Origin of the sequence: Pseudomonas veronii (assembly GCF_002028325.1) — a bacterium.
Classification (GTDB): domain Bacteria; phylum Pseudomonadota; class Gammaproteobacteria; order Pseudomonadales; family Pseudomonadaceae; genus Aquipseudomonas; species Aquipseudomonas veronii.
In genome coordinates, this window is the sequence record NZ_CP018420.1 from 1,872,521 (window position 1) to 1,891,801 (window position 19,281).

The 19,281-nt window shown below is 52.6% G+C and carries 17 protein-coding genes; 15 read left to right on the forward strand and 2 right to left on the reverse strand.

Translation table 11 applies throughout. The annotated features are described in order from the left end of the window. The 13 genes from PverR02_RS08680 to PverR02_RS08740 all read left to right on the forward strand — a co-directional run bounded on the left by PverR02_RS08680 (position 1) and on the right by PverR02_RS08740 (position 15,365). Positions 1-1,023, forward strand: a complete 1,023-nt coding sequence (locus tag PverR02_RS08680) for a ketoacyl-ACP synthase III (RefSeq protein ID WP_046384269.1) — start codon at positions 1-3, stop codon at positions 1,021-1,023. Positions 1,024-1,075: 52 nt separating this feature from the next. Further along, positions 1,076-2,251, forward strand: coding sequence for a DegT/DnrJ/EryC1/StrS family aminotransferase (locus tag PverR02_RS08685; RefSeq protein WP_046384268.1), 1,176 nt, complete (start codon positions 1,076-1,078; stop codon positions 2,249-2,251). A gap of 344 nt (positions 2,252-2,595) precedes the next feature. Continuing rightward, positions 2,596-3,966, forward strand: coding sequence for a UbiA family prenyltransferase (locus tag PverR02_RS08690; protein WP_231590045.1), 1,371 nt, complete (start codon positions 2,596-2,598; stop codon positions 3,964-3,966). Beyond that, complete coding sequence (locus PverR02_RS08695) at positions 3,963-5,273, forward strand: FAD-binding oxidoreductase (RefSeq protein ID WP_046385337.1); 1,311 nt, start codon at positions 3,963-3,965, stop codon at positions 5,271-5,273. Before PverR02_RS08690 ends, PverR02_RS08695 begins: the two co-directional genes overlap by 4 nt. Then, complete coding sequence (locus PverR02_RS08700; protein ID WP_046384266.1) at positions 5,270-6,010, forward strand: SDR family oxidoreductase; 741 nt, start codon at positions 5,270-5,272, stop codon at positions 6,008-6,010. Before PverR02_RS08695 ends, PverR02_RS08700 begins: the two co-directional genes overlap by 4 nt. A 17-nt stretch (positions 6,011-6,027) precedes the next feature. Continuing rightward, entirely contained in the window at positions 6,028-8,406 is a 2,379-nt protein-coding gene (locus PverR02_RS31745) for a hypothetical protein (RefSeq protein WP_152031993.1), read from the forward strand. Beyond that, positions 8,406-9,338 (forward strand): NAD-dependent epimerase/dehydratase family protein, encoded by a 933-nt coding sequence (locus PverR02_RS08710; protein ID WP_046384264.1) that lies wholly within the window; start codon positions 8,406-8,408, stop codon positions 9,336-9,338. The genes PverR02_RS31745 and PverR02_RS08710 overlap by 1 nt, the downstream gene beginning before the upstream one ends. A 2-nt stretch (positions 9,339-9,340) precedes the next feature. Next, entirely contained in the window at positions 9,341-10,627 is a 1,287-nt protein-coding gene (locus PverR02_RS08715) for an NAD(P)/FAD-dependent oxidoreductase (protein WP_046384263.1), read from the forward strand. Between the two features lie 11 nt (positions 10,628-10,638). After that, complete coding sequence (locus PverR02_RS08720) at positions 10,639-11,025, forward strand: GtrA family protein (RefSeq protein ID WP_174630458.1); 387 nt, start codon at positions 10,639-10,641, stop codon at positions 11,023-11,025. Positions 11,026-11,236: 211 nt separating this feature from the next. Then, a complete protein-coding gene (locus tag PverR02_RS08725; protein WP_046384261.1) occupies positions 11,237-13,231 on the forward strand; it encodes a polysaccharide biosynthesis protein in 1,995 nt (664 codons plus the stop codon). A 114-nt stretch (positions 13,232-13,345) separates the two neighbouring features. Then, positions 13,346-13,678 carry a ComEA family DNA-binding protein gene (locus tag PverR02_RS08730; protein ID WP_079443144.1) on the forward strand — a complete coding sequence of 111 codons (333 nt, stop codon included), beginning with the start codon at positions 13,346-13,348 and terminating at the stop codon, positions 13,676-13,678. A 178-nt stretch (positions 13,679-13,856) separates the two neighbouring features. After that, positions 13,857-14,501, forward strand: coding sequence for a GntR family transcriptional regulator (locus PverR02_RS08735; RefSeq protein ID WP_079443145.1), 645 nt, complete (start codon positions 13,857-13,859; stop codon positions 14,499-14,501). A 15-nt stretch (positions 14,502-14,516) separates the two neighbouring features. After that, the gene (locus tag PverR02_RS08740) at positions 14,517-15,365 is read left to right on the forward strand and encodes an urea carboxylase-associated family protein (RefSeq protein ID WP_046384258.1); all 849 of its coding nucleotides are present in this window, start codon (positions 14,517-14,519) and stop codon (positions 15,363-15,365) included. Positions 15,366-15,422: 57 nt separating this feature from the next. Here PverR02_RS08740 and PverR02_RS08745 read toward each other — a convergent pair whose 3' ends face one another. Both PverR02_RS08745 and eat read right to left on the reverse strand, forming a co-directional pair. Further along, positions 15,423-15,590 (reverse strand): DUF2897 family protein, encoded by a 168-nt coding sequence (locus PverR02_RS08745; RefSeq protein ID WP_079443146.1) that lies wholly within the window; start codon positions 15,588-15,590, stop codon positions 15,423-15,425. A 109-nt stretch (positions 15,591-15,699) separates the two neighbouring features. Beyond that, complete coding sequence (gene eat, locus PverR02_RS08750) at positions 15,700-17,064, reverse strand: ethanolamine permease (RefSeq protein ID WP_079443147.1); 1,365 nt, start codon at positions 17,062-17,064, stop codon at positions 15,700-15,702. Positions 17,065-17,476: 412 nt separating this feature from the next. Between eat and kdpF the strand changes: the two genes are divergently transcribed. Then, positions 17,477-17,566 carry a K(+)-transporting ATPase subunit F gene (kdpF, locus tag PverR02_RS08755; RefSeq protein WP_003218754.1) on the forward strand — a complete coding sequence of 30 codons (90 nt, stop codon included), beginning with the start codon at positions 17,477-17,479 and terminating at the stop codon, positions 17,564-17,566. A gap of 9 nt (positions 17,567-17,575) precedes the next feature. Then, positions 17,576-19,276 (forward strand): potassium-transporting ATPase subunit KdpA, encoded by a 1,701-nt coding sequence (gene kdpA, locus PverR02_RS08760; RefSeq protein WP_079443148.1) that lies wholly within the window; start codon positions 17,576-17,578, stop codon positions 19,274-19,276. Positions 19,277-19,281 lie beyond the last annotated feature (5 nt).

Genomic DNA, 19,281 nt, shown 5'->3' on the forward strand with positions numbered 1-19,281 from the left:
ATGACCAAGTACGCGAGAGTTACAGCGATTGAGTATGTTTTGCCCTCTCAAACGCTGTCGAATGAAGACCTTTCACGGGATTATCCTGAGTGGGACGTTGCAAAGATTTTCGGCAAGACAGGGATCAATGAGCGTCATATCGTTGCGGCTGAAGAAACAGCTTCTGATTTGGCGTTTAGTGCCTGTGAGAAACTGCTATCCAGCGTAGACGTCCCGCGTTCATCTATCGACTTTATTATCTTATGCACCCAAAGCCCGGATTATTTCCTTCCTGCGACCGCGTGTATCCTGCAGGATCGCTTGGGGTTGACTACCCAGTGTGGTGCTTTCGATTACAACCAAGGCTGCTCTGGTTTCATTTACGGCCTTGGGTTGGCAAAAGGGCTGATCGAGTCAGGCCAGGCGAGTAACGTGTTGCTGGTGACTGCTGAGACCTACAGCCGTTACATCAATCCTGGTGATAAAAGCGTTCGGACGTTGTTTGGCGATGCAGCCGCCGCCACCCTTATACAGGCCAGTGATTCCGCCAATGGTCCATTTTTGGATCGGTTTCGCTACGGCACGGATGGAGCCGGGGCAAAAAACCTGATTGTGCCGATCGGTGGAGCTCGCTGCCCTGCTGAGCTCAATCCAGCCCCGGTGTTTCGTACGGATGAAAGTGGTAACGTACGTACCGACGCTAATTTATATATGAACGGCCCGGCGATATTCGAGTTTTCGATGACCCGGGTGCCGGAGTTGTTTGCCACGATCTTCGATGAAGAATTGAAAGTTGAAAACGTAGATTTTTTCGCTTTTCACCAAGCTAACAAGTTTATGCTTGATGCACTTCGCCGGCGTCTGAAGTTGCCCCAAGAAAAATTTATTGCCGAGTTTGAACATTGCGGTAATACCGTTTCGTCGACTATTCCAATTGCGTTGAAGGAATGCTTGAGTAAAGGCACGCTTGCTGAGGGGCGTACAATTGCCGCTGTAGGATTCGGGGTCGGTTACTCATGGGCAGGCTGCATTATAAAATGGTAATTTTTCCATCGGCGCTCATCGCCGCTCAAGTCAATCTCTGAGGGTCTTTGCTTTGCTGAACACTCCTTTCGCGCCTTGGCCCTGCTTTTCCGACGAGGAAGCTAACGCAGTTCGAGACGTAATTCTCTCCAATAAAGTCAACTATTGGACCGGTAAAGAGTGCCGTGAATTTGAAAAAGAATTTGCTGTGTTTGCCGGCACCGAGTTTGCCATTGCATTAGCGAATGGGACGGTGGCTCTCGACCTTGCGTTACAGGCACTGGGAATAGGTGAGGGCGACGAGGTTATTGTCACATCTCGCACTTTTCTTGCTTCCGTCTCATCTATTGTCAATGCTGGCGCGGTGCCGATTTTTGCAGATGTAGACCGTGATTCGCAGAACATCACGGCACGCACCATTGCTGCCGTTATTACGCCAAAAACCCGCGCAATACTGTGTGTGCATCTGGCTGGGTGGCCGTGTGATATGGACCCGATCATGGCTCTGGCTGGCGAACATGATTTGAGGGTCATTGAAGACTGCGCACAAGCCCACGGTGCACACTACAAGGGGCGCCCGTTAGGTTCCATCGGGGACATCGGAGCATGGTCCTTTTGTCAGGACAAGATTATGACGACCGGCGGGGAGGGGGGGATGGTTACCACCAACAGTCGCGATTTATGGGCTGATATGTGGGCCTACAAAGACCACGGCAAGAGTTGGGAAGCTGTGTATGAGCGCCAGCATCCACCAGGTTTCCGTTGGCTGCATGAAAGCTTCGGGACTAACTGGCGCATGCTTGAAGTTCAAGGCGTGATTGGTCGTATCCAATTGCGACGCATGGCGGCTTGGCATGCTGCGCGCTTGATCAATGCGCAGCGCATCTGGGAAGTGGCGTCAGAGCTCCCGGGTTTGCGGGTGCCTAAAATCCCCGAAGGTTCGGTGCATGCGGCTTACAAATGCTACGTCTTTGTGGAGGCCCGGCAACTGAAAACCGAGTGGCATAGAGACAGAATCATGGCGCGGATCAATGAATTGGGTGTGCCTTGCTTTTCTGGGTCTTGCTCGGAGGTTTATCTTGAAAAAGCTTTCGATAACACAAATCTGCGGCCTGCTCATCCTCTACCGACAGCAAAAGAGCTGGGCGAAAGCAGTTTGATGTTCATGGTTCATCCGACGCTCTCTGCAGCCGAAATCGAAAAGACTTGTCAGATTCTTTCTGAAGTGATGGCTGAAGCTTCACGTTGAATCTAAATGTAACGCTCCTTCAGGGGCGTTGCATACGAACCTCCATGGCTGTATGGAGCTTGTTCGACATTGGTTGCCTGGGGGGCCGTGGGGTGAGGTTTCAGGCGAATTTCGCGGTTGAAAGCTGCCCTATTGTTAGGACATACCCTGCCCATCGTGTTAGTTTTCGCGCACACGGAAACCAGACGGTTTCTATTTCATATAGCTGCTGTGCAGTAATTTGCTGCCGTGGGCTCACTTTTTAGAGTCGACATGTTTTGGCTAGTACTCAGGAAAGAGTTATCGTGATCGCACCCATTCCCCCCCTTGTCGTTGATCTCGACGGAACCTTACTGCGTTCGGATATGTTGATGGAAACCGGCATGGCGTTTATGCGCAGTCAACCGGCCAATTTCATCCGTCCCTTGAAGTGGTTGCTTCAGGGAAAAACGTCGCTCAAGCAAGGTCTGGCGCAGAACTCCGAAATAGATGTCAGCCTCTTGCCTTACGACCCTGCCGTTATAGAGTTAATTGAAGTCGAGCGCCAGACTGGACGAACGATCATCCTGGCGACTGCAACACATCATTCGTTGGCCGATCAAATAGCCGGGCACCTGAAGCTGTTTGACCGGGTACTGGCGACGGACGCCAACCGTAATCTGTCAGCCGAACGCAAGCGTGACCTGCTCGTTGAGCTTTACGGCGAGGGCGGATTCGATTACGTCGGCAACTCACTGGATGATCTTTCGGTGTGGGCGGCTTCACGTAAAGCCTATGTGGTAAATCCTGAAGCTGGGGTAGAACTGCGCGCCAAGGCCTTCGGAAACGTCGAGCAGGTTATTGTTTCAAACTCTTCCAATTACAAAGACTGGCTCAAGGCTTTGCGCCTTCATCAATGGATGAAAAACGCACTTATCTTCGTACCGTTGCTGGCGGCACACCAATTCACCAACCTGACACTCGTATGGCAAGGTATTTTAGCATTTCTATTTTTTGGGCTCTGCGCTTCCAGCGTCTATCTGCTGAATGACTTACTCGATTTAGCAGATGATCGCCACCATCATTCCAAGCGACGTAGGCCGTTTGCTTCAGGTAAGTTATCCATAAAGTCCGGATTGCTTTTATTTCCTCTATTGTTGGTGATCGCATTTGGCGGATCCGTTTTGTTACTGCCCTGGGAGTTTGGTGCTACGCTCGTGGGTTATTATGTGCTCACCTTACTGTATTCCTTATTGCTGAAACGGTGCATGGCAGTGGATGTCATTGCCTTGGCTGCGCTTTATACAATAAGAATTATCGCAGGCGCGGCAGCCTTCGAGCTAGCGTTGACATTTTGGGTATTGGCTTTTTCGATGTTCATGTTTTTAAGCCTTGCACTAGTCAAACGTTACGCTGAACTCCACGATGCGCGAATTAAAGGGATAACGGAAAAAACCCGTGGGCGTGGTTATTACCCGGCTGACCTTGAGATGATCTCTTCGCTGGGGGCTTCTTCTGGCTATTTGGCCGTGATGGTATTGGCACTCTATATCCATGATCAGGAAACGGCAGCACTTTATGCCCACCCGCAGGTGATCTGGTTGGCATGTCCATTACTGCTTTTCTGGGTGACCCGTGTGTGGATGCTGACTCACCGAGGGCAGATGCACGATGATCCTGTGGTATTTGCCATTCGTGATCGCGTGAGCTTAGTTGTGGGGGCGTTGTTTGGGCTGGTATTTTGGGTGGCCGCGTGAGCGAATCATTATACTCGTGGGGCCGTTACCCGGATAAACCGCAGCGAGGGCATGCCGCAAGTTGGCGTGACGGTTTACCGGAGTTACTCGCGCAAGTGAGTAAATCGCATACGAGCACTCTGCCTTATGGCAATGGGCGTAGTTACGGAGATAGCTGCCTTTCAACTAGCAACCACGTCTTGCAAATGCGTTCACTGGATCGGTTTATCAAGGTCGATTGGCAATTAGGCACTGTCTGCGCCGAAGCCGGGGTAACGTTGGCGGAAATCCTTGCGTTGGCAATTCCGCAAGGTTGGTTCCTGTCTGTTACACCTGGAACGCAATTCGCGACCCTTGGCGGTGCTATTGCTAATGACGTTCATGGGAAGAACCATCATCTGCGCGGCACCTTTGGCCGACATGTTCTTGGTTTCGGGCTTTTACGCGACCGTGAAGTATGGGCATGCAGTGCCACCGAGAATGCTCACCTATACGGTGCGACCATCGGAGGGCTGGGACTTACAGGTGTGATTACATGGGCCTGCATACAACTTATCCCCATCTGCGCTAGCCAGATCAACAGCACGATGGTGAGATTTGACAATTTGGCGGAGTTCTTTTCGCTATCGGCGGAGTTGGACCACCGGCATGAATACAGTGTTGCCTGGATCGATTGCCTTGCCAAAGGCGAGAGTATCGGGCGCGGTGTGTTTATTGTGGGAGACCATGCCGGGTATGGCGCATTGGACGTTGATAAGCGCAATAAGCTAAATGTGCCCCTGATCCCCCCGTTGTCTTTAATTAATAACCTTTCGTTGCGTGCATTCAATCACACCTACTGGCACGCCCATCCAAGTCAACGCAAACAGGTGCGCAGCGGCTACGAGCCATTCTTTTACCCTTTGGATCGCATCCTGCATTGGAATCGAGTGTACGGTCCTCGCGGCTTTCAACAATATCAGTGCGTGATTCCAGATAGTGCTGCCGAAGTGGCGATGCGTGAGATCCTGGGGGTTATCGCCGACGCTGGGCAAGGATCGTTTCTGGCTGTTCTCAAACGTTGCGGTGACATTGAGTCACCCGGTTTATTGTCGTTCCCGTTGCCGGGAGCCTCGCTGGCGCTGGACTTTCCTCAAAAGCAGGGTTTGGTCCCGTTATTTCTGCGTTTGGATCGTATTGTCCACGAGGCGGGAGGACGATTATATCCGGCCAAGGATGCACATATGAGCGGCGCGGACTTTCGTCGTGCCTACCCCGCTTGGGAACAGTTGGAAGCGTTGCGAGATCCATCATTGAATTCCCATTTTTGGAAACGGGTTACCGAATGAAACGAGTATTGATTATCGGCGCGACCTCGGCGATTGCCTCCGCCTGCGCACGCATATGGGTAGAAGAAGGTAGTCAGTTTTTCTTGGTAGGGCGCAACGCCGAAAAGTTAGAGCAATGCGCCGCAGACCTCACAGTGAGAGGTGCCACTGCCGTTAATGTGCATTGCATGGACGCGACTGACTTCGCTGCACACGGTGTAATGCTTGAAAGCTGCACCGCAATGATGCGACAAATTGATATTGCGCTGATCGCCCACGGAACGCTGCCAGATCAAAAAGCGTGTGAGCAGGACGTCGGCACCGCGCTGGCAGAGCTGGCTAACAACGGCACTTCAGTGATCGCTTTACTCACCCTCCTTGCCAATCAATTTGAAACCCAGCGGTGCGGCACGTTGGCCGTCATTTCGTCTGTTGCTGGGGATCGTGGCAGGCCGTCCAACTATCTTTACGGTACGGCTAAGGCTGCTGTTTCCACATTCTGCGAAGGGTTGCGCGCGCGGATGTTCAAAGTGGGCGTGCATGTTATTACTATAAAGCCTGGGTTTGTTGATACGCCGATGACTCAGGGGTTGGCACTGCCAACGGCATTAGTTGCTAAACCAGAGCAGGTAGCGAAGCTAATCGTAGAAGGTATAAATAAGAAGAAAAATACGATATACGTCCCGGGTTTTTGGCGCTTTATCATGATGATTATAAGATCAATTCCTGTAGTTATATTCAAAAGAATAAATATTTAATTGTAATGAGGTGGAAAGTGCGTACGAGTAAGGAAACGCGTCTCCCGATAGTTTTTTTCGATGGAGGAAAATGGTTGGGAATAACATGTGTGTTTTTATTGTTGTTGGTTTTGTTGTGCGTATTTGTACCTTTTAGTCCAGTCATGCCGTCTGTTGGCCTTGACCCATCATGGGTGCTTGGCATGAATCAGGCTGTTTCGCAGGGCCTACGTATTGGCACTGACGTGATTTTTACCTTCGGACCTTATGCGTCTATTTACACCAGAGCCTATCATCCAGCAACAGATGTTATGATGCTGGCCGGTAGTGTGCTCCTGTCTATCTCTTGTTGGTTAAGTATAATTTTTTTAGTTAAGGGCCGGCCTGGCTTGCTGCTGTCGCTGTGCGTGGCTCTACTCTTCGCAGCTTACTCACGTGATGCGTTGCTTTTGTTTGTACCGTTCCTAGCTGCGCTAGTGTCTTATAAGATTATAAATAATCGAGCGGTGGGCTTCCCGTTATTACCAAGAACGTTATTTGTTTTTGTAGTAGCGTTTGCGGCGTTGGGGTTGATTCCTGTTATTAAGGGGAGTGTGTTAATACTTAGCGTGGCAATGGTTCTCGCCTGTTTAGGGATATTTATTTTTTGTCGGGAAGGTAGATTGGCGCTGTTGTCTGTAGTGACTCCAGTTGTGTCAATTATCGTTTTCTGGGTCGCATCAGGACAAACTATCAGTGATCTTCCCAGTTATTTTATTAATATGGTTCCTATTGCTTCAGGTTATACGGAGGCTATGGCTATTCCTGGGGAAAGCTATGAGGTGATTGTATATATAGTTGCGGCTTTATTGGTGGTTTTTGCAAGTTTTTTCGATCGTAAAAAAGTATCGTTTTCGATAATAGATTTGTTTTTGCCTGGCGTTTTCTTTCTATTTTTATTTGTTTCTTTCAAAGCTGGATTTGTACGGCACGATGCACATGCTGTAGCGGCAGCTATAGCCATACTTTTGGGAGGGATTTCTCTGTTAGCTTTTTACAAAGGAAAGCTTACAGCGGTCGCGTTAATCTTCTCTCTATTCACCGCAGGGTTAGTGTTTAATCGTCATGTTGGACTGAGTCTGCCTACAGTAAGTAATTTGTTGAATGTGACGCTGGTATCTGCGGCAGTTGGAATTGAGAGGCGCATCTCGGATAAAACCTGGCCTAAAGCGGATTTCGAGAATCATATCGCGTATTATAAAAGTGTGACTGATTTACCCCTCTTGAAGGGGCGCAGTGATATCTATTCGTTCAATCAGGCACCTTTGATATTCTCTGGAAATACTTGGGCACCACGTCCTATTTTTCAGGGGTACTCAGCTTATACCCGGAGCCTTGCGGAAAAAAATATTCAACATTTACTTGGGGAGGATGCTCCAGATAATATCTTTTTCAGGGTAGAGCCTATCGATGGACGACTGCCGTCGATGGATGATGGCGCAAGCTGGCCTACACTTTTGACTGGGTATCATCCTGTTAGACGCCTTCCGGGATACCTACAGTTGGAAAGGAATGGTGCAGATAAGTATGCTGTTATCAGTGCTCGTGGAGAGCCTGTTGCGCACCAACTAGATGAAGTTATTGTTATTCCATTAACTAATAAGGTCTTGGTGGCAAAAATTGATGTAAAGCCTACCGTGCTTGGCCGCCTGGCTAACATTTTATTCAAGCCGGCAGAGTTGCGTATTGCTATAGTCTTGAACTCTGGAGAAGAACGGACTTATAGGGTTGTATCCGGGATGCTGAAATCAGGGGTAGTGATTTCTCCATTGGTTGAAGATACTTTTGATTTTAGTCTGCTGTACGGAGATGCTGATTTTTCGACTGGTAAAAGAGTTAAGTCAATTAAAGTTTATCAGGCGCACTCTTCGGATTTTTCTTGGCAATCTAAGTATTCTCTTCAATTTGATGAGTTGGAGGTGGCAAGGAAAATAGATCCTGTTAAATTTTTTGGATTTGATCCGGTTGATAATGATGCTGGCAAGTTGTCGCTTGTTAACGCTCAGAAGTGTGATGGCTCAATTGATATGATTAATGGGGTAAATCCTCTACCTGAAATACAATTGCATCGCCTAATGAGTGTTTCCGGCTGGCTTGCATCCTCTGTAAGCGAAGGGGTCCCGTCTGAGGCTGTTTATATTATGTTGAGCGATAAAACGGGGAAGAATACGTTTGTGAAAGCTAAGGTTAAATCTCGTATTGATGTGGCAAATGCATTTAAACAGCCGAATCTAGAATACGCAGGTTATTCTGTTGAATTCGATACGGAAGCTTTGCAAGGTGTATATAGTTTGCGGCTGGCGATGAAGCGAAATGGGCGTGTTGAAGTTTGCCCAGAGTATCTGATTTCCGCAACGATCAACGATCAGGTGAACTAATGAAAAAGATAATTCTTCCCGGTGGCGCCGGCTTAGTTGGACAGAATCTTGTCGCGAGGCTGAAAGCCAAGGGCTATAGCAACATCATAGTCCTAGACAAGCACAGGCAAAATATCGAAATACTCAAGCAGGTTCAACCTGACGTCGTTGTGGAATTTGCCGATCTGGCAGAGCCTGGTGACTGGCAGAGGCATTTCGTGGGGGCTGATGTGGTGGTCATGTTGCAGGCGCAAATCGGCGGGTTGGATTATCAAGAGTTTGTACGCAATAATGTTGATGCCACCGCACTGATTCTAGATGTGATTAAACGCAATGACATTCCGAACCTGATACATATTAGCTCCTCGGTTGTTGAGTCGGTAGCGGACGACTTTTACACACGAACCAAAAAAGATCAGGAAAAAATGGTTCTCGATAGTGGTGTTCCTTGCCCCATTCTGCGACCTACTTTGATGTTTGGCTGGTTTGATCGTAAACACCTCGGCTGGTTGTCGCGGTTTATGAAAAAAGTGCCTGTTTTTCCAATACCTGGGCATGGGCGTTATATGAGGCAGCCTTTGTATGTCGGCGATTTTAGTAAAGTCATTATCAGTTGCATCGAGAAGAATATCCGAGAAGGTATTTACAATATCTCAGGGCACGAGAAAATCGATTATATCGATATGATTCGTGTCATTAAAAAGGCGACGAACTCGAGCACCCCGATTGTGCGTATTCCATACACATTATTCTATGGGCTCATTTGGACGTGGTCTCTGTTTGACAAGAACCCACCGTTCACGACCCAACAATTAGCCGCTTTGAGCGCCAAGGATGAGTTTGAGGTGATTGACTGGCCGGGGATTTTCGACGTGCCCTACACCCCGTTTGCTGAAGCGGTGGATGAGACATTTAACGATCCAACGTACGGCAAAGTGGTTTTGGAGTTTTAAGCATGGGACAACGAATTGCAGTATTGGGCGCAGGGCCAATGGGGCTTGCCGTCGCCTACCAGTTGGCGCGTGACGGGCATACCCCGGTCATCTTCGAGGCCGATGATCGTGTGGGTGGTATGACTGCGGCTTTCGATTTCTCAGGTTTGAGTATTGAGCGTTACTACCATTTCCATTGTATTTCGGATCATGCGTTTCTCACCATGCTGGATGAGTTGAGCTTATCGGATCAAATGCGCTGGGTTGAAACTAAGATGGGCTATTGGTTCCAGAATCGCCTTCAACCTTGGGGTAATCCTATTGCGTTGTTGAAGTTCAAGGGGTTGAGTCTGATCGCTAAGTTTCGTTATGGTTTGCACGCTTTTCTTTGCACAAAACGAAACGATTGGAAACCGCTGGACGGTGTTGAAGCAACGGGCTGGATTCGACGTTGGGTTGGAGCAGAGGCCTGGGAGGTATTGTGGCGCCGCTTGTTCGATTACAAATTTTACGACTACACCGATAATCTTTCTGCCGCCTGGATCTGGAGCCGAATTCGTCGTATCGGACGTTCGCGCTACAGCCTATTTCGTGAAAAACTAGGTTATCTGGAGGGGGGGTCGGAAACTTTACTGCAGGCGATTAAGCGGGATATTGAGGCCAATGGTGGTGAAGTGCGGCTAAAGTCGCCAGTTACTAAAGTTCTGATAGACGAAGGCAGGGTCCAAGGCATTGAGTTGAATGGGCAAGTCGAGTACTTCGACAAGGTGATCAGTACCATTCCTTTACCCTATGTGCCACAGGTTATACCTGATTTGCCCGCTGATATTCTTCAGCGCTTTAATAGTTTAAAAAATGTGGCCGTAGTGTGTGTGATTGTAAAATTACGCAAGCCACTTAGTGAGAATTTTTGGTTGAATACCAATGATCCTGACATGGATATTCCTGGGTTGGTGGAATATAGCAACTTGCGTCCGTTGGATCAGCATATAGTTTATGTGCCGTTTTATGTACCGTCTGAGCACCCGAAATTTGCAGAGCCGGACCAAGTGTTTATTGAAAAAGTTAAGCGTTATCTAGAGAAGATCAACCCACTGCTGACTGATGACGACTTTCTGGAGTTGCGTGCTAGTCGTTATCGTTATGCTCAGCCAATTTGTGATCCGGGCTACCTGGATCGTCTTCCTCCGGTATCTCTTCCCGTTGAGGGGCTATGGGTTGCGGACACGTCCTATTATTACCCGGAAGACCGTGGCATATCGGAAAGTATTGATTTTGGCCGGAAAATGGCGCGGGATGCAGTTCAGTGATTCATCAGTTCATGTCTCGTCAGTTTTTGGTCTTCCTGCTCACCGGCGGAACAGCAGCAGCGGTCAATTTTGGGTCGAGGATTGTCTATAATCACTGGATAGGGTTTTCCAGTGCCGTTATCCTAGCGTACCTCACCGGTATGATCACCGCGTTTGTACTTGCCAAACTGCTTGTTTTCAAAGATGGCAAGCAATCGCTGCATCGTTCGGTAATTTTTTTCGTGTTGGTAAATGTTGTTGCCGTCTTCCAGACTTGGATGATTAGCATGGTGTTGGCTTTCTATATACTCCCTGGCCTAGGTATTCACCGTTTCGTGGCAGAGATTGCTCATGGCGTAGGTGTAATTGTTCCGGTGTTTACCAGTTATCTAGGCCACAAACGCTGGTCGTTTCGCTGAAAGCAGGTGTACTTGGGAGCTCAGTCACGGTACTGGGGCTGTCGCCCTCGCCCTCGCCTCCGTTGCCGATGGTAAGGGTCAAGGCCTTTATTGAAGCTTCGAGGGCGCTCCCGCTGTATGATTCATCGACTGACGAAATCAGCTTGTGGTTTTACGCTGAGGATTTAGGTGTCTGTCATCAAAAATTGAGCTGGAAGGAAAGTTGGGAACTATGGGTACATTACGGACAAATCTGCTTCGCCTCCCTCGCCGGCAGAAGCGCATTCTACAGGTCACCGCTGACACGCTGCTGGTGTGGCTTGCATTGTGGATGGCATTTGTGGTCCGGCTCGGTATCGACGAGTTGATCAATCCCGTAGTACAGCACTCATGGTTGTTTTTAAGTGCCCCGATAGTCTCGATTCCCCTCTTTATTCGATTTGGTATGTATCGTGCGGTGATGCGCTACTTTGGCAACGACGCCTTGATTGCGATTATCAAGGCCGTGAGCCTGTCTGCGTTGATCCTCGGCGTCGTGGTTTATTGGTACAGCAACCATGAAAGCGTCGTACCCCGTTCCATCATATTCAACTATTGGTGGTTGAGTTTGATCATGATCGGTGGATTACGCCTTGCAATGCGTCAGTACTTTCTGGGTGACTGGTTCACTGCCGTTCAGCATGTTCCCTTTACGAGCAGAGATGATGGATTATTGAAAGTTGCCATCTATGGTGCGGGGGCAGCAGGTAATCAATTGGTTGCAGCATTGCGGATGGGCAGAGTGATGCGCCCAGTAGCTTTTATTGATGACGACAGTGATATTGCAGGCAGGGTGATCTCTGGGTTGCAAGTATACAAGCCCAAGCACCTACAACAGATGCTTGAATCGACAGGTGCGCAAGAAATTCTCCTCGCCATTCCGTCTTCCAACCGTGCTCGTCGTCGCGAAATTCTCGGTCTTCTTGAAGACTTTCCACTCCATGTGCGAAGTGTTCCTGGCTTTATGGACCTTGCCAGTGGCCGAGTAAAGGTCGATGATATCCAAGAAGTCGATATAGCAGACTTACTTGGTCGCGACCCAGTTCCTGCCAATGGCGAGCTGCTTGAACATTGCATCAAGAGTCAAACTGTTCTGGTAACCGGTGCAGGAGGGTCTATTGGCTCTGAGTTGTGCCGACAGATTCTGGACCTGCGCCCCACCACACTTTTACTCTTTGAACACAGTGAGTTTAATCTATACAGTATTTTGTCTGAGTTAGAGCAACGGATTGTGCGGGAGTCATTGCCTGTTCGCATTTTACCAATACTAGGGTCTGTGCGTAATCAGCCCAAACTTTTAGATGTTATGAAAACTTGGCATGTAGACACCGTATATCATGCGGCGGCCTATAAACATGTGCCGATGGTCGAACACAATATTGCCGAAGGCGTGCTGAATAACGTGATTGGCACCCTCAACACCGCTCAGGCCGCGCTTCAAGCGGGTGTTAGCAACTTCGTACTTATTTCAACTGACAAAGCTGTACGCCCTACCAATGTCATGGGTAGTACTAAGCGTCTTGCTGAACTGACATTACAAGCGCTCAGCCGAGAGTTGGCCCCTGTGCTGTTTGGCGACAAGTCGAATATTTCTCACGTTAACAAAACGCGATTCACGATGGTTCGTTTCGGGAATGTGCTAGGCTCCTCGGGCTCTGTTATTCCGCTATTCTATAAGCAGATCAAGTATGGTGGACCACTTACGGTCACTCATCCGAAGATTACGCGCTACTTCATGACCATTCCCGAAGCTGCCCAGTTGGTTATCCAGGCTGGATCTATGGGGCTTGGTGGTGACGTGTTCGTTCTGGATATGGGCGAGCCTGTAAGGATCGTTGAATTAGCCGAGAAGATGATTCATCTGTCAGGCCTGAGCGTTCGCTCTGATAAAAATCCCCATGGTGATATTGCTATCGAGTTTTCGGGGTTGCGCCCAGGGGAAAAACTTTATGAAGAGCTGCTGATCGGGGATAACGTGGTTGCAACTCAGCATCCGATGATTATGAGTGCTAATGAGGACCATCTTTCGTGGGACGTACTCAAGGATAAGCTGACAGAGCTTCTTGCGGCCGTGGAGCAGGACGACTACACCCGCGTCCGCCAACTCTTGCGCGAAACTGTAAGTGGCTACTCCCCAGAAGGCGAAATCGTCGACTGGATCTACCAGCAACGTCGCCTGGAACCATGAGTTAACACTCTGTAACCCACCCACTTTTGACACCCTCCGACCATCGCCTAAGTTAGAAAAGCAGCTTCGGAAAAGCTGCTTTTTCTACCTCACCGATGTCATGGAGCCTCACCAATGCAAAACACCTACCTTACCTCCCTAATCTTCGCCGTCCTCACCACACTCTCCGCCGCCACTACCGCCGCCCCATCAATCAAACCCGAGCCCCCAACCCCGATCGCCGTCCAGATAGTGCAGGCTGAGCAATCCTCCAAGGTCAACCTCAACGCCGCCGACGCCGAAACCCTGCGTCGTGACCTTTTTGGCATCGGTGCCGCCAAGGCCAATGCAATCATCGCCTATCGCGAGAGCAACGGTCCGTTCATGGCGGTGGATGAGTTGTTGGAAGTAAAGGGTATCGGCAAGGCGTTGCTGGAGAAGAATCGTGGCAGGTTAGAGATCAAGTAAGCATCGAGGGGCCGGTCAGTGACCGGCCTTTTTTCATCCGGGATGTGCGCTTACAAACCGTCGCGCACGATTTCGACGATGCGTGTTTACCACGCTGAATTTTTTTACATCGCGCAGGCGTTGGCATGAAAAGTGATTACTCACACAGGGAGGATTGTTCAACAATCGTGAGGTAACGATGACACTCAGCTTGTCCTTAGCCGACCAGATCGCCCTGGAACTGCGTGCCGACATCATTGGTGGCCGACTGTTGCCGGGAATGGCATTGGTCGAAGCCGAGCTGGTCAAGGCCTATAACGCGTCGCGCAATACTATTCGTGAGGCGTTGCACCGTTTGGAGCGGGAAGGGTTGACGCGCTATGTGCGCAACAAGGGCGTGGTGGTTCGTCGGTTGGAGCGCGAAGAGGTGCATGATTTATTTGTCGTCCGCCGCACGCTCGAATTGCAGGCCATTGCCCAGAGCGGTGCGTTCACCCAGGATCAATCCGAGCGTATGCAAAACGCCATCGAGGCCACCGCCCTTGCCCGGGAGCGTGAGGACTGGCGTGCGGTTGCGACCCACAGCCTGTTGGTGCATCAGCAGATTGTCGGGCTGATGCGCAGCCCGTTGTTCGACGAGTTTTTCGCCCAGGTGATTGCGCAGTTGCGTCTGGTGTTCTGCGCCGCGCCCGATGAGCAGCGTTTCCAGTCGCCCTGGCTGGAACGGGACCTTGAGATCCACACGTTATTAGCCAATAACAACAAGCTGGCGGCCGGGGAGGCGATGAGTGTGTACCTGGATGATTCAGAACGGCAGTCGTTGGCCCTGTTTACTTTCCCTTGATCGAGGAACCGCAGCATGTACAAAGACTATCCAGCCGCTTACCAGGTCAGCAAAGGTTCGGCGTTGCAGGTCGACACCGCGTTTTACGAGCGTATCCGTGAGCGCAAGGATCAACGCACCTTGGTCGAACAGTTCGAGGTGCCGATTCGCACGGGCAGGGCGTGGAAGGTGCCGGCCGGGCATGTGTTCCGTGTGACTACGCCGGTGGGGCCACAGGTGGGCGACTTCAATGTGTGGAACGCCAACGACCCGCGCGAACGCCTGTGGGCCGCGCGCACGCGTCAGTTGCAGGGCGCGCATGTCAGCACCCATGACCGGTTGTGGTCGAACCTGCCGTTCCTGCGGCCGCTGGTGACCATCACCGATGACAGCCTGGCCAGCTACGGCATCGATGAGCACGGCGGGCGCCTGCATGATTTGCTCGGTACGCGCTGCGATCCGTATGTGAACCGCATGCTCACTGGTGAAGATTTCCATCATCACTGTCACTCGAACCTGACCCGTGCGGTGTTGCCTCACGGTCTGACGGAATTTGACGTGCATGACGTGCTGAACATCTTCCAATGCACCGGCCTCAATCACGACGACATGTATTTCATGAAAGCCTGTCCGGCGCAGAAGGGCGATTACCTGGAGTTTTTTGCCGAGATTGATTTGTTGTGTGCGCTGTCGACCTGCCCGGGCGGGGATCTGTCGCTGCCGATGTGGGGCCCGGATGCGCAGGACCCGCTGACGGTGTGTCGTCCGCTGGGGGTTGAGATTTATCGACTGGAAGCCGAGTTGCTGAACGGCTGGAGTCAGCCGGAGCGTGCTGCTTATAAAGGGCAGCACGGTTTGCAGATTGCCAAGGCGGAATGGGAGTAGGGCTGAAGAGGGGCTGCTTCGCCGCCCGACGGGAGCAAGCGCCCTCGCCACATGGGATCAGCGGTCCTGCCCATCCTTGGCATCCGCCTGCGCATTGCGCTCGGCCACGCGTTTGCGTTGTTCGTCGGTGAGTTCCACTTTGTTGGCGCTGTCACGCAGCATCAGCAGCCCGCCGACGATCGACCCGATCGCAACCACCATAATCAACCATGCATACCACGGCATAACGCTCTCCTTGAGGCAGATTGCCGTGGGAGGTTTTCCCACGGTAATAACTGCTTTGAGTTACAGGCTTTCTGAGTAGTTCAGTGTAGGCCTGTTCCGCCTCAAAACCTTAGAGCCCGGTCAACATTGCATCTGCCGGTGCAGCGGCGCGGTCGTGCGCGGTCATCTGGAAGTAGATGAAGCCGACCACCATGAAGCCGAGGAAGATCATGCCGATCAGCGCGTTGAACCAGGCCATGGCCACCAGGCACACCACCGCCAGCACCAGCGCGATGCCCGGCACGATCGGGTAGCCCGGAGCGCGGAAGGTGCGTTCCAGCAGCGGTTCGGTCTTACGCAGTTTGAACAGGCTGAGCATGCTCATGATGTACATCACGATGGCGCCGAATACGGCCATGGTGATCATTGCTGCAGTCAGGGTCATGCCGCCCAGGTTGATCAAACCGTCGCTGTAGATGGCGGCAATACCGACCACGCCGCCAGCGATGATTGCCCGGTGCGGTGTATGAAAACGCGACAGCTTGGCCAGGAACGGCGGCAGGTAGCCGGCCCGAGCCAGGGCGAAGAATTGGCGCGAGTAGCCAAGGATGATGCCGTGGAAGCTCGCCACCAAACCGAACAGGCCGATCCACACCAGCATGTGCAGCCAGCCGGAGCTTTCGCCTACTACGGTTTTCATCGCCTGGGGCAGCGGGTCGTTGATGTTCGACAAGGTGCGCCAGTCGCCCACGCCGCCGGCGAAGAACATCACGCCCATGGCCAGGATCACCAGGGTCAGGATGCCGCTGATGTAGGCTTTCGGAATGGTGCGCTTGGGATCTTTCGCTTCCTCGGCCGCCATGGCCGCGCCTTCGATGGCGAGGAAGAACCAGATCGCGAAGGGGATCGCCGCGAACATTCCGGCAATCGCCGGGGCCCCGAAGGTGTCGGAGCCGGCCCAGCCATTAAGGGCGAAGTTGCTGAAGCTGAACGCGGGGGCGACCACGCCCATGAACACCAGCAGTTCGGCGACGGCGAGTACGCACACCACCAGTTCGAAGGTGGCGGCGAGTTTCACGCCGAGGATGTTCAGGCCCATGAACACGATGTAGGCGCCGACAGCGGCGTGTTTCGGATCGAGTGCGGGAAACTGCACATTCAGATACGCACCGATGGCCAAGGCGATGGCGGGCGGGGCGAACACGAATTCGATCAGGGTCGCCAGGCCGGCAATCAGGCCGCCTTTTTCCCCAAACGCGCGGCGGCTGTAGGCAAAGGGCCCACCTGCGTGGGGAATGGCGGTGGTCAGTTCGGTGAAACTGAAGATAAAGCAGGTGTACATCGCGGCGACCATCAACGAGGTCACCAGGAAGCCCAAGGTCCCGGCCACGCCCCAGCCATAGCTCCAGCCGAAGTATTCCCCGGAAATCACCAGCCCGACTGCGATGCCCCACAAATGCAGGGTGCCCAAGGTGGGTTTGAGTTGTGTGTTCATCGTATTGCGCTCCCTGAACCGGTTGGAATGATTCAAGGTGTTGCAGCGGCCATGCCAGCCTGAGAATCATTGTCGTAAAGCTGCGCTACTGTCGTTTGGGGGATGGTTTGGCGTTTGAATTTTCCTGTTGCTGCACCAGATAAGTGCGGCGGTGACTGTGCCGGTGCTATCGGGAGCAAGCTCCCTCCCACAGGTTGATCGGCGCTCGGCATGACAACTCGGTCAAGTGTGGGAGGGCGCTTGCCCCCGATAGCACCCGCCCAGGCGCCGAAACCCCCGGTGTAAACCCCGCATAAACCCACTCTTTACGCCATCTTTACGCCCCACCCAGCCCCTCGCTCTCGTTCCTTTACACCACTCCTGCCGACAATTGCCCCACACGCGGCACTCGCCGCAAAACGGAGAGACTTCCATGAGCGTTCTGGACGGGGTGTCACTGCTATTGGCCGTGGCGCTGTTCATTTATCTGCTGGTTGCGCTGTTACGCGCGGATCGGAACTAGGAGCAGGCTATGCACAGTTATGACTATTGGCTGATCATCGCCTTCTTCGCCGTGGTACTGGTGCCGGCCCCGTTCCTGGGGCGGTTCTATTACAACGTGATGGAAGGCCGGCGCACTTGGCTCACGCCGCTGCTCGGGCCCGTGGAGCGCGCGTGCTATCGCCTCTCGGGCGTGGACGCGCAACAGGAACAGAGCTGGCAGAAATACATGTTGGCGTTGCTGGCGTTCAACCTCGCCGGGTTTGTGTTGCTGTTCTCGATCCTGTTGTTCCAGGACTACCTCCCACTGAACCCGCAGAAATTGCCGGGCCAGGAATGGACCCTGGCCTTCAACACCGCGGTCAGCTTCATGACCAACACCAACTGGCAGTCCTACAGCGGTGAAGCGTCCCTCAGCTACCTCAGCCAGATGGCCGGCCTCACCGTGCAGAACTTCGTCAGTGCGGCCACCGGCTTGGCAGTCCTGGTCGCGCTGTGCCGTGGGATCGGTCGCAAATCCACCCAGACCCTGGGCAACTTCTGGGTCGACATGACCTGCGCCACGCTCTACGGCCTGTTGCCGTTGTGCCTGGTGATGGCGTTGTTCCTGGTGTGGCAGGGCGTGCCGCAAACCTTCGCGCATTATGTTGATGCCGTGACCCTGCAGGGTGTCGACCAGGTGATCCCTTTGGGCCCGGCGGCCAGCCAGATTGCGATCAAGCAACTGGGCACCAACGGCGGCGGTTTCTTTGGCGTGAACTCGGCGCATCCGTTTGAAAACCCGACGGCCTGGGCCAACCTGTTCGAGTTGTCGGCGATCATCCTGATCCCGGTGGCGCTGGTGTTTACCTTCGGCCATTACGTGAAGGATCTGCGTCAGAGCCGGGCGATCCTCGCTTGCATGCTGGCCCTGTTCCTGATCGGCGGTGCAACCTCGCTGTGGGCCGAGTACCAGCCCAATCCGACCCTGAACAACCCGGCGGTTGAGCAGACCGCGCCGCTGGAAGGTAAAGAAGCGCGCTTCGGCACCACTGGCACCGTGTTGTGGTCGGTGACCACAACCGCGGCGTCCAACGGTTCGGTCAACGGCATGCACGACAGCCTCAGCCCCCTCAGCGGGATGGTGGCACTGGTCAACATGATGGTCGGCGAAGTGATCTTCGGCGGCGTCGGCGCCGGTATGTACGGCATGTTGCTCAACGTGTTGATCGCGGTGTTCCTCGCCGGCCTGATGATCGGCCGCACTCCGGAATACCTGGGCAAGAAGCTGCAGGCCAAGGAAGTGCAATTGCTGGTCGTGACCCTGATGGTGATGCCGATCGGCGTGCTGGTGCTCGGTGCCCTCGCTTCCAGTCTGCCCGGCCCGGCCGGTGCGATCAGCAACCCTGGCCCCCACGGGTTCAGCCAGTTGCTTTATGCCTACACCTCGGCCAGTGCCAACAACGGTTCGGCGTTCGGCGGCTTCAGTGCCAACACGCCGTTCCACAACTTGATGCTGGGCCTGGGCATGTTGATCGGTCGCTTCGGCTACATCCTCCCGGTACTGGCCCTGGCCGGCAGCCTGGCGATGAAGAAGACCGCACCGATTGGCCAGAACAGCTTCCCCACCCATGGTCCGCTGTTCGTGACCCTGTTGACCGTGACTATTTTGCTGGTGGGCGGCCTGACCTTCCTGCCGACACTGGCACTGGGCCCTATTGCTGAACACCTGAGCATGGCTGCTTTTAAATGAAGAGC

Excerpts from the sequence above, each read along its gene's own strand:
- PverR02_RS08700 (WP_046384266.1), top strand. The coding sequence starts at position 5,270 with ATGAAACGAGTATTGATTATCGGCGCGACCTCGGCGATTGCCTCCGCC.
- eat (WP_079443147.1), bottom strand. The coding sequence starts at position 17,064 with ATGAACACACAACTCAAACCCACCTTGGGCACCCTGCATTTGTGGGGC.
- kdpF (WP_003218754.1), top strand. The coding sequence starts at position 17,477 with ATGAGCGTTCTGGACGGGGTGTCACTGCTATTGGCCGTGGCGCTGTTC.
- PverR02_RS08740 (WP_046384258.1), top strand. The coding sequence starts at position 14,517 with ATGTACAAAGACTATCCAGCCGCTTACCAGGTCAGCAAAGGTTCGGCG.
- PverR02_RS08730 (WP_079443144.1), top strand. The coding sequence starts at position 13,346 with ATGCAAAACACCTACCTTACCTCCCTAATCTTCGCCGTCCTCACCACA.
- PverR02_RS08715 (WP_046384263.1), top strand. The coding sequence starts at position 9,341 with ATGGGACAACGAATTGCAGTATTGGGCGCAGGGCCAATGGGGCTTGCC.
- PverR02_RS08735 (WP_079443145.1), top strand. The coding sequence starts at position 13,857 with ATGACACTCAGCTTGTCCTTAGCCGACCAGATCGCCCTGGAACTGCGT.
- PverR02_RS08720 (WP_174630458.1), top strand. The coding sequence starts at position 10,639 with ATGTCTCGTCAGTTTTTGGTCTTCCTGCTCACCGGCGGAACAGCAGCA.
- PverR02_RS08680 (WP_046384269.1), top strand. The coding sequence starts at position 1 with ATGACCAAGTACGCGAGAGTTACAGCGATTGAGTATGTTTTGCCCTCT.
- PverR02_RS08745 (WP_079443146.1), bottom strand. The coding sequence starts at position 15,590 with ATGCCGTGGTATGCATGGTTGATTATGGTGGTTGCGATCGGGTCGATC.
- PverR02_RS08710 (WP_046384264.1), top strand. The coding sequence starts at position 8,406 with ATGAAAAAGATAATTCTTCCCGGTGGCGCCGGCTTAGTTGGACAGAAT.
- PverR02_RS08725 (WP_046384261.1), top strand. The coding sequence starts at position 11,237 with ATGGGTACATTACGGACAAATCTGCTTCGCCTCCCTCGCCGGCAGAAG.
- kdpA (WP_079443148.1), top strand. The coding sequence starts at position 17,576 with ATGCACAGTTATGACTATTGGCTGATCATCGCCTTCTTCGCCGTGGTA.
- PverR02_RS08690 (WP_231590045.1), top strand. The coding sequence starts at position 2,596 with ATGTTGATGGAAACCGGCATGGCGTTTATGCGCAGTCAACCGGCCAAT.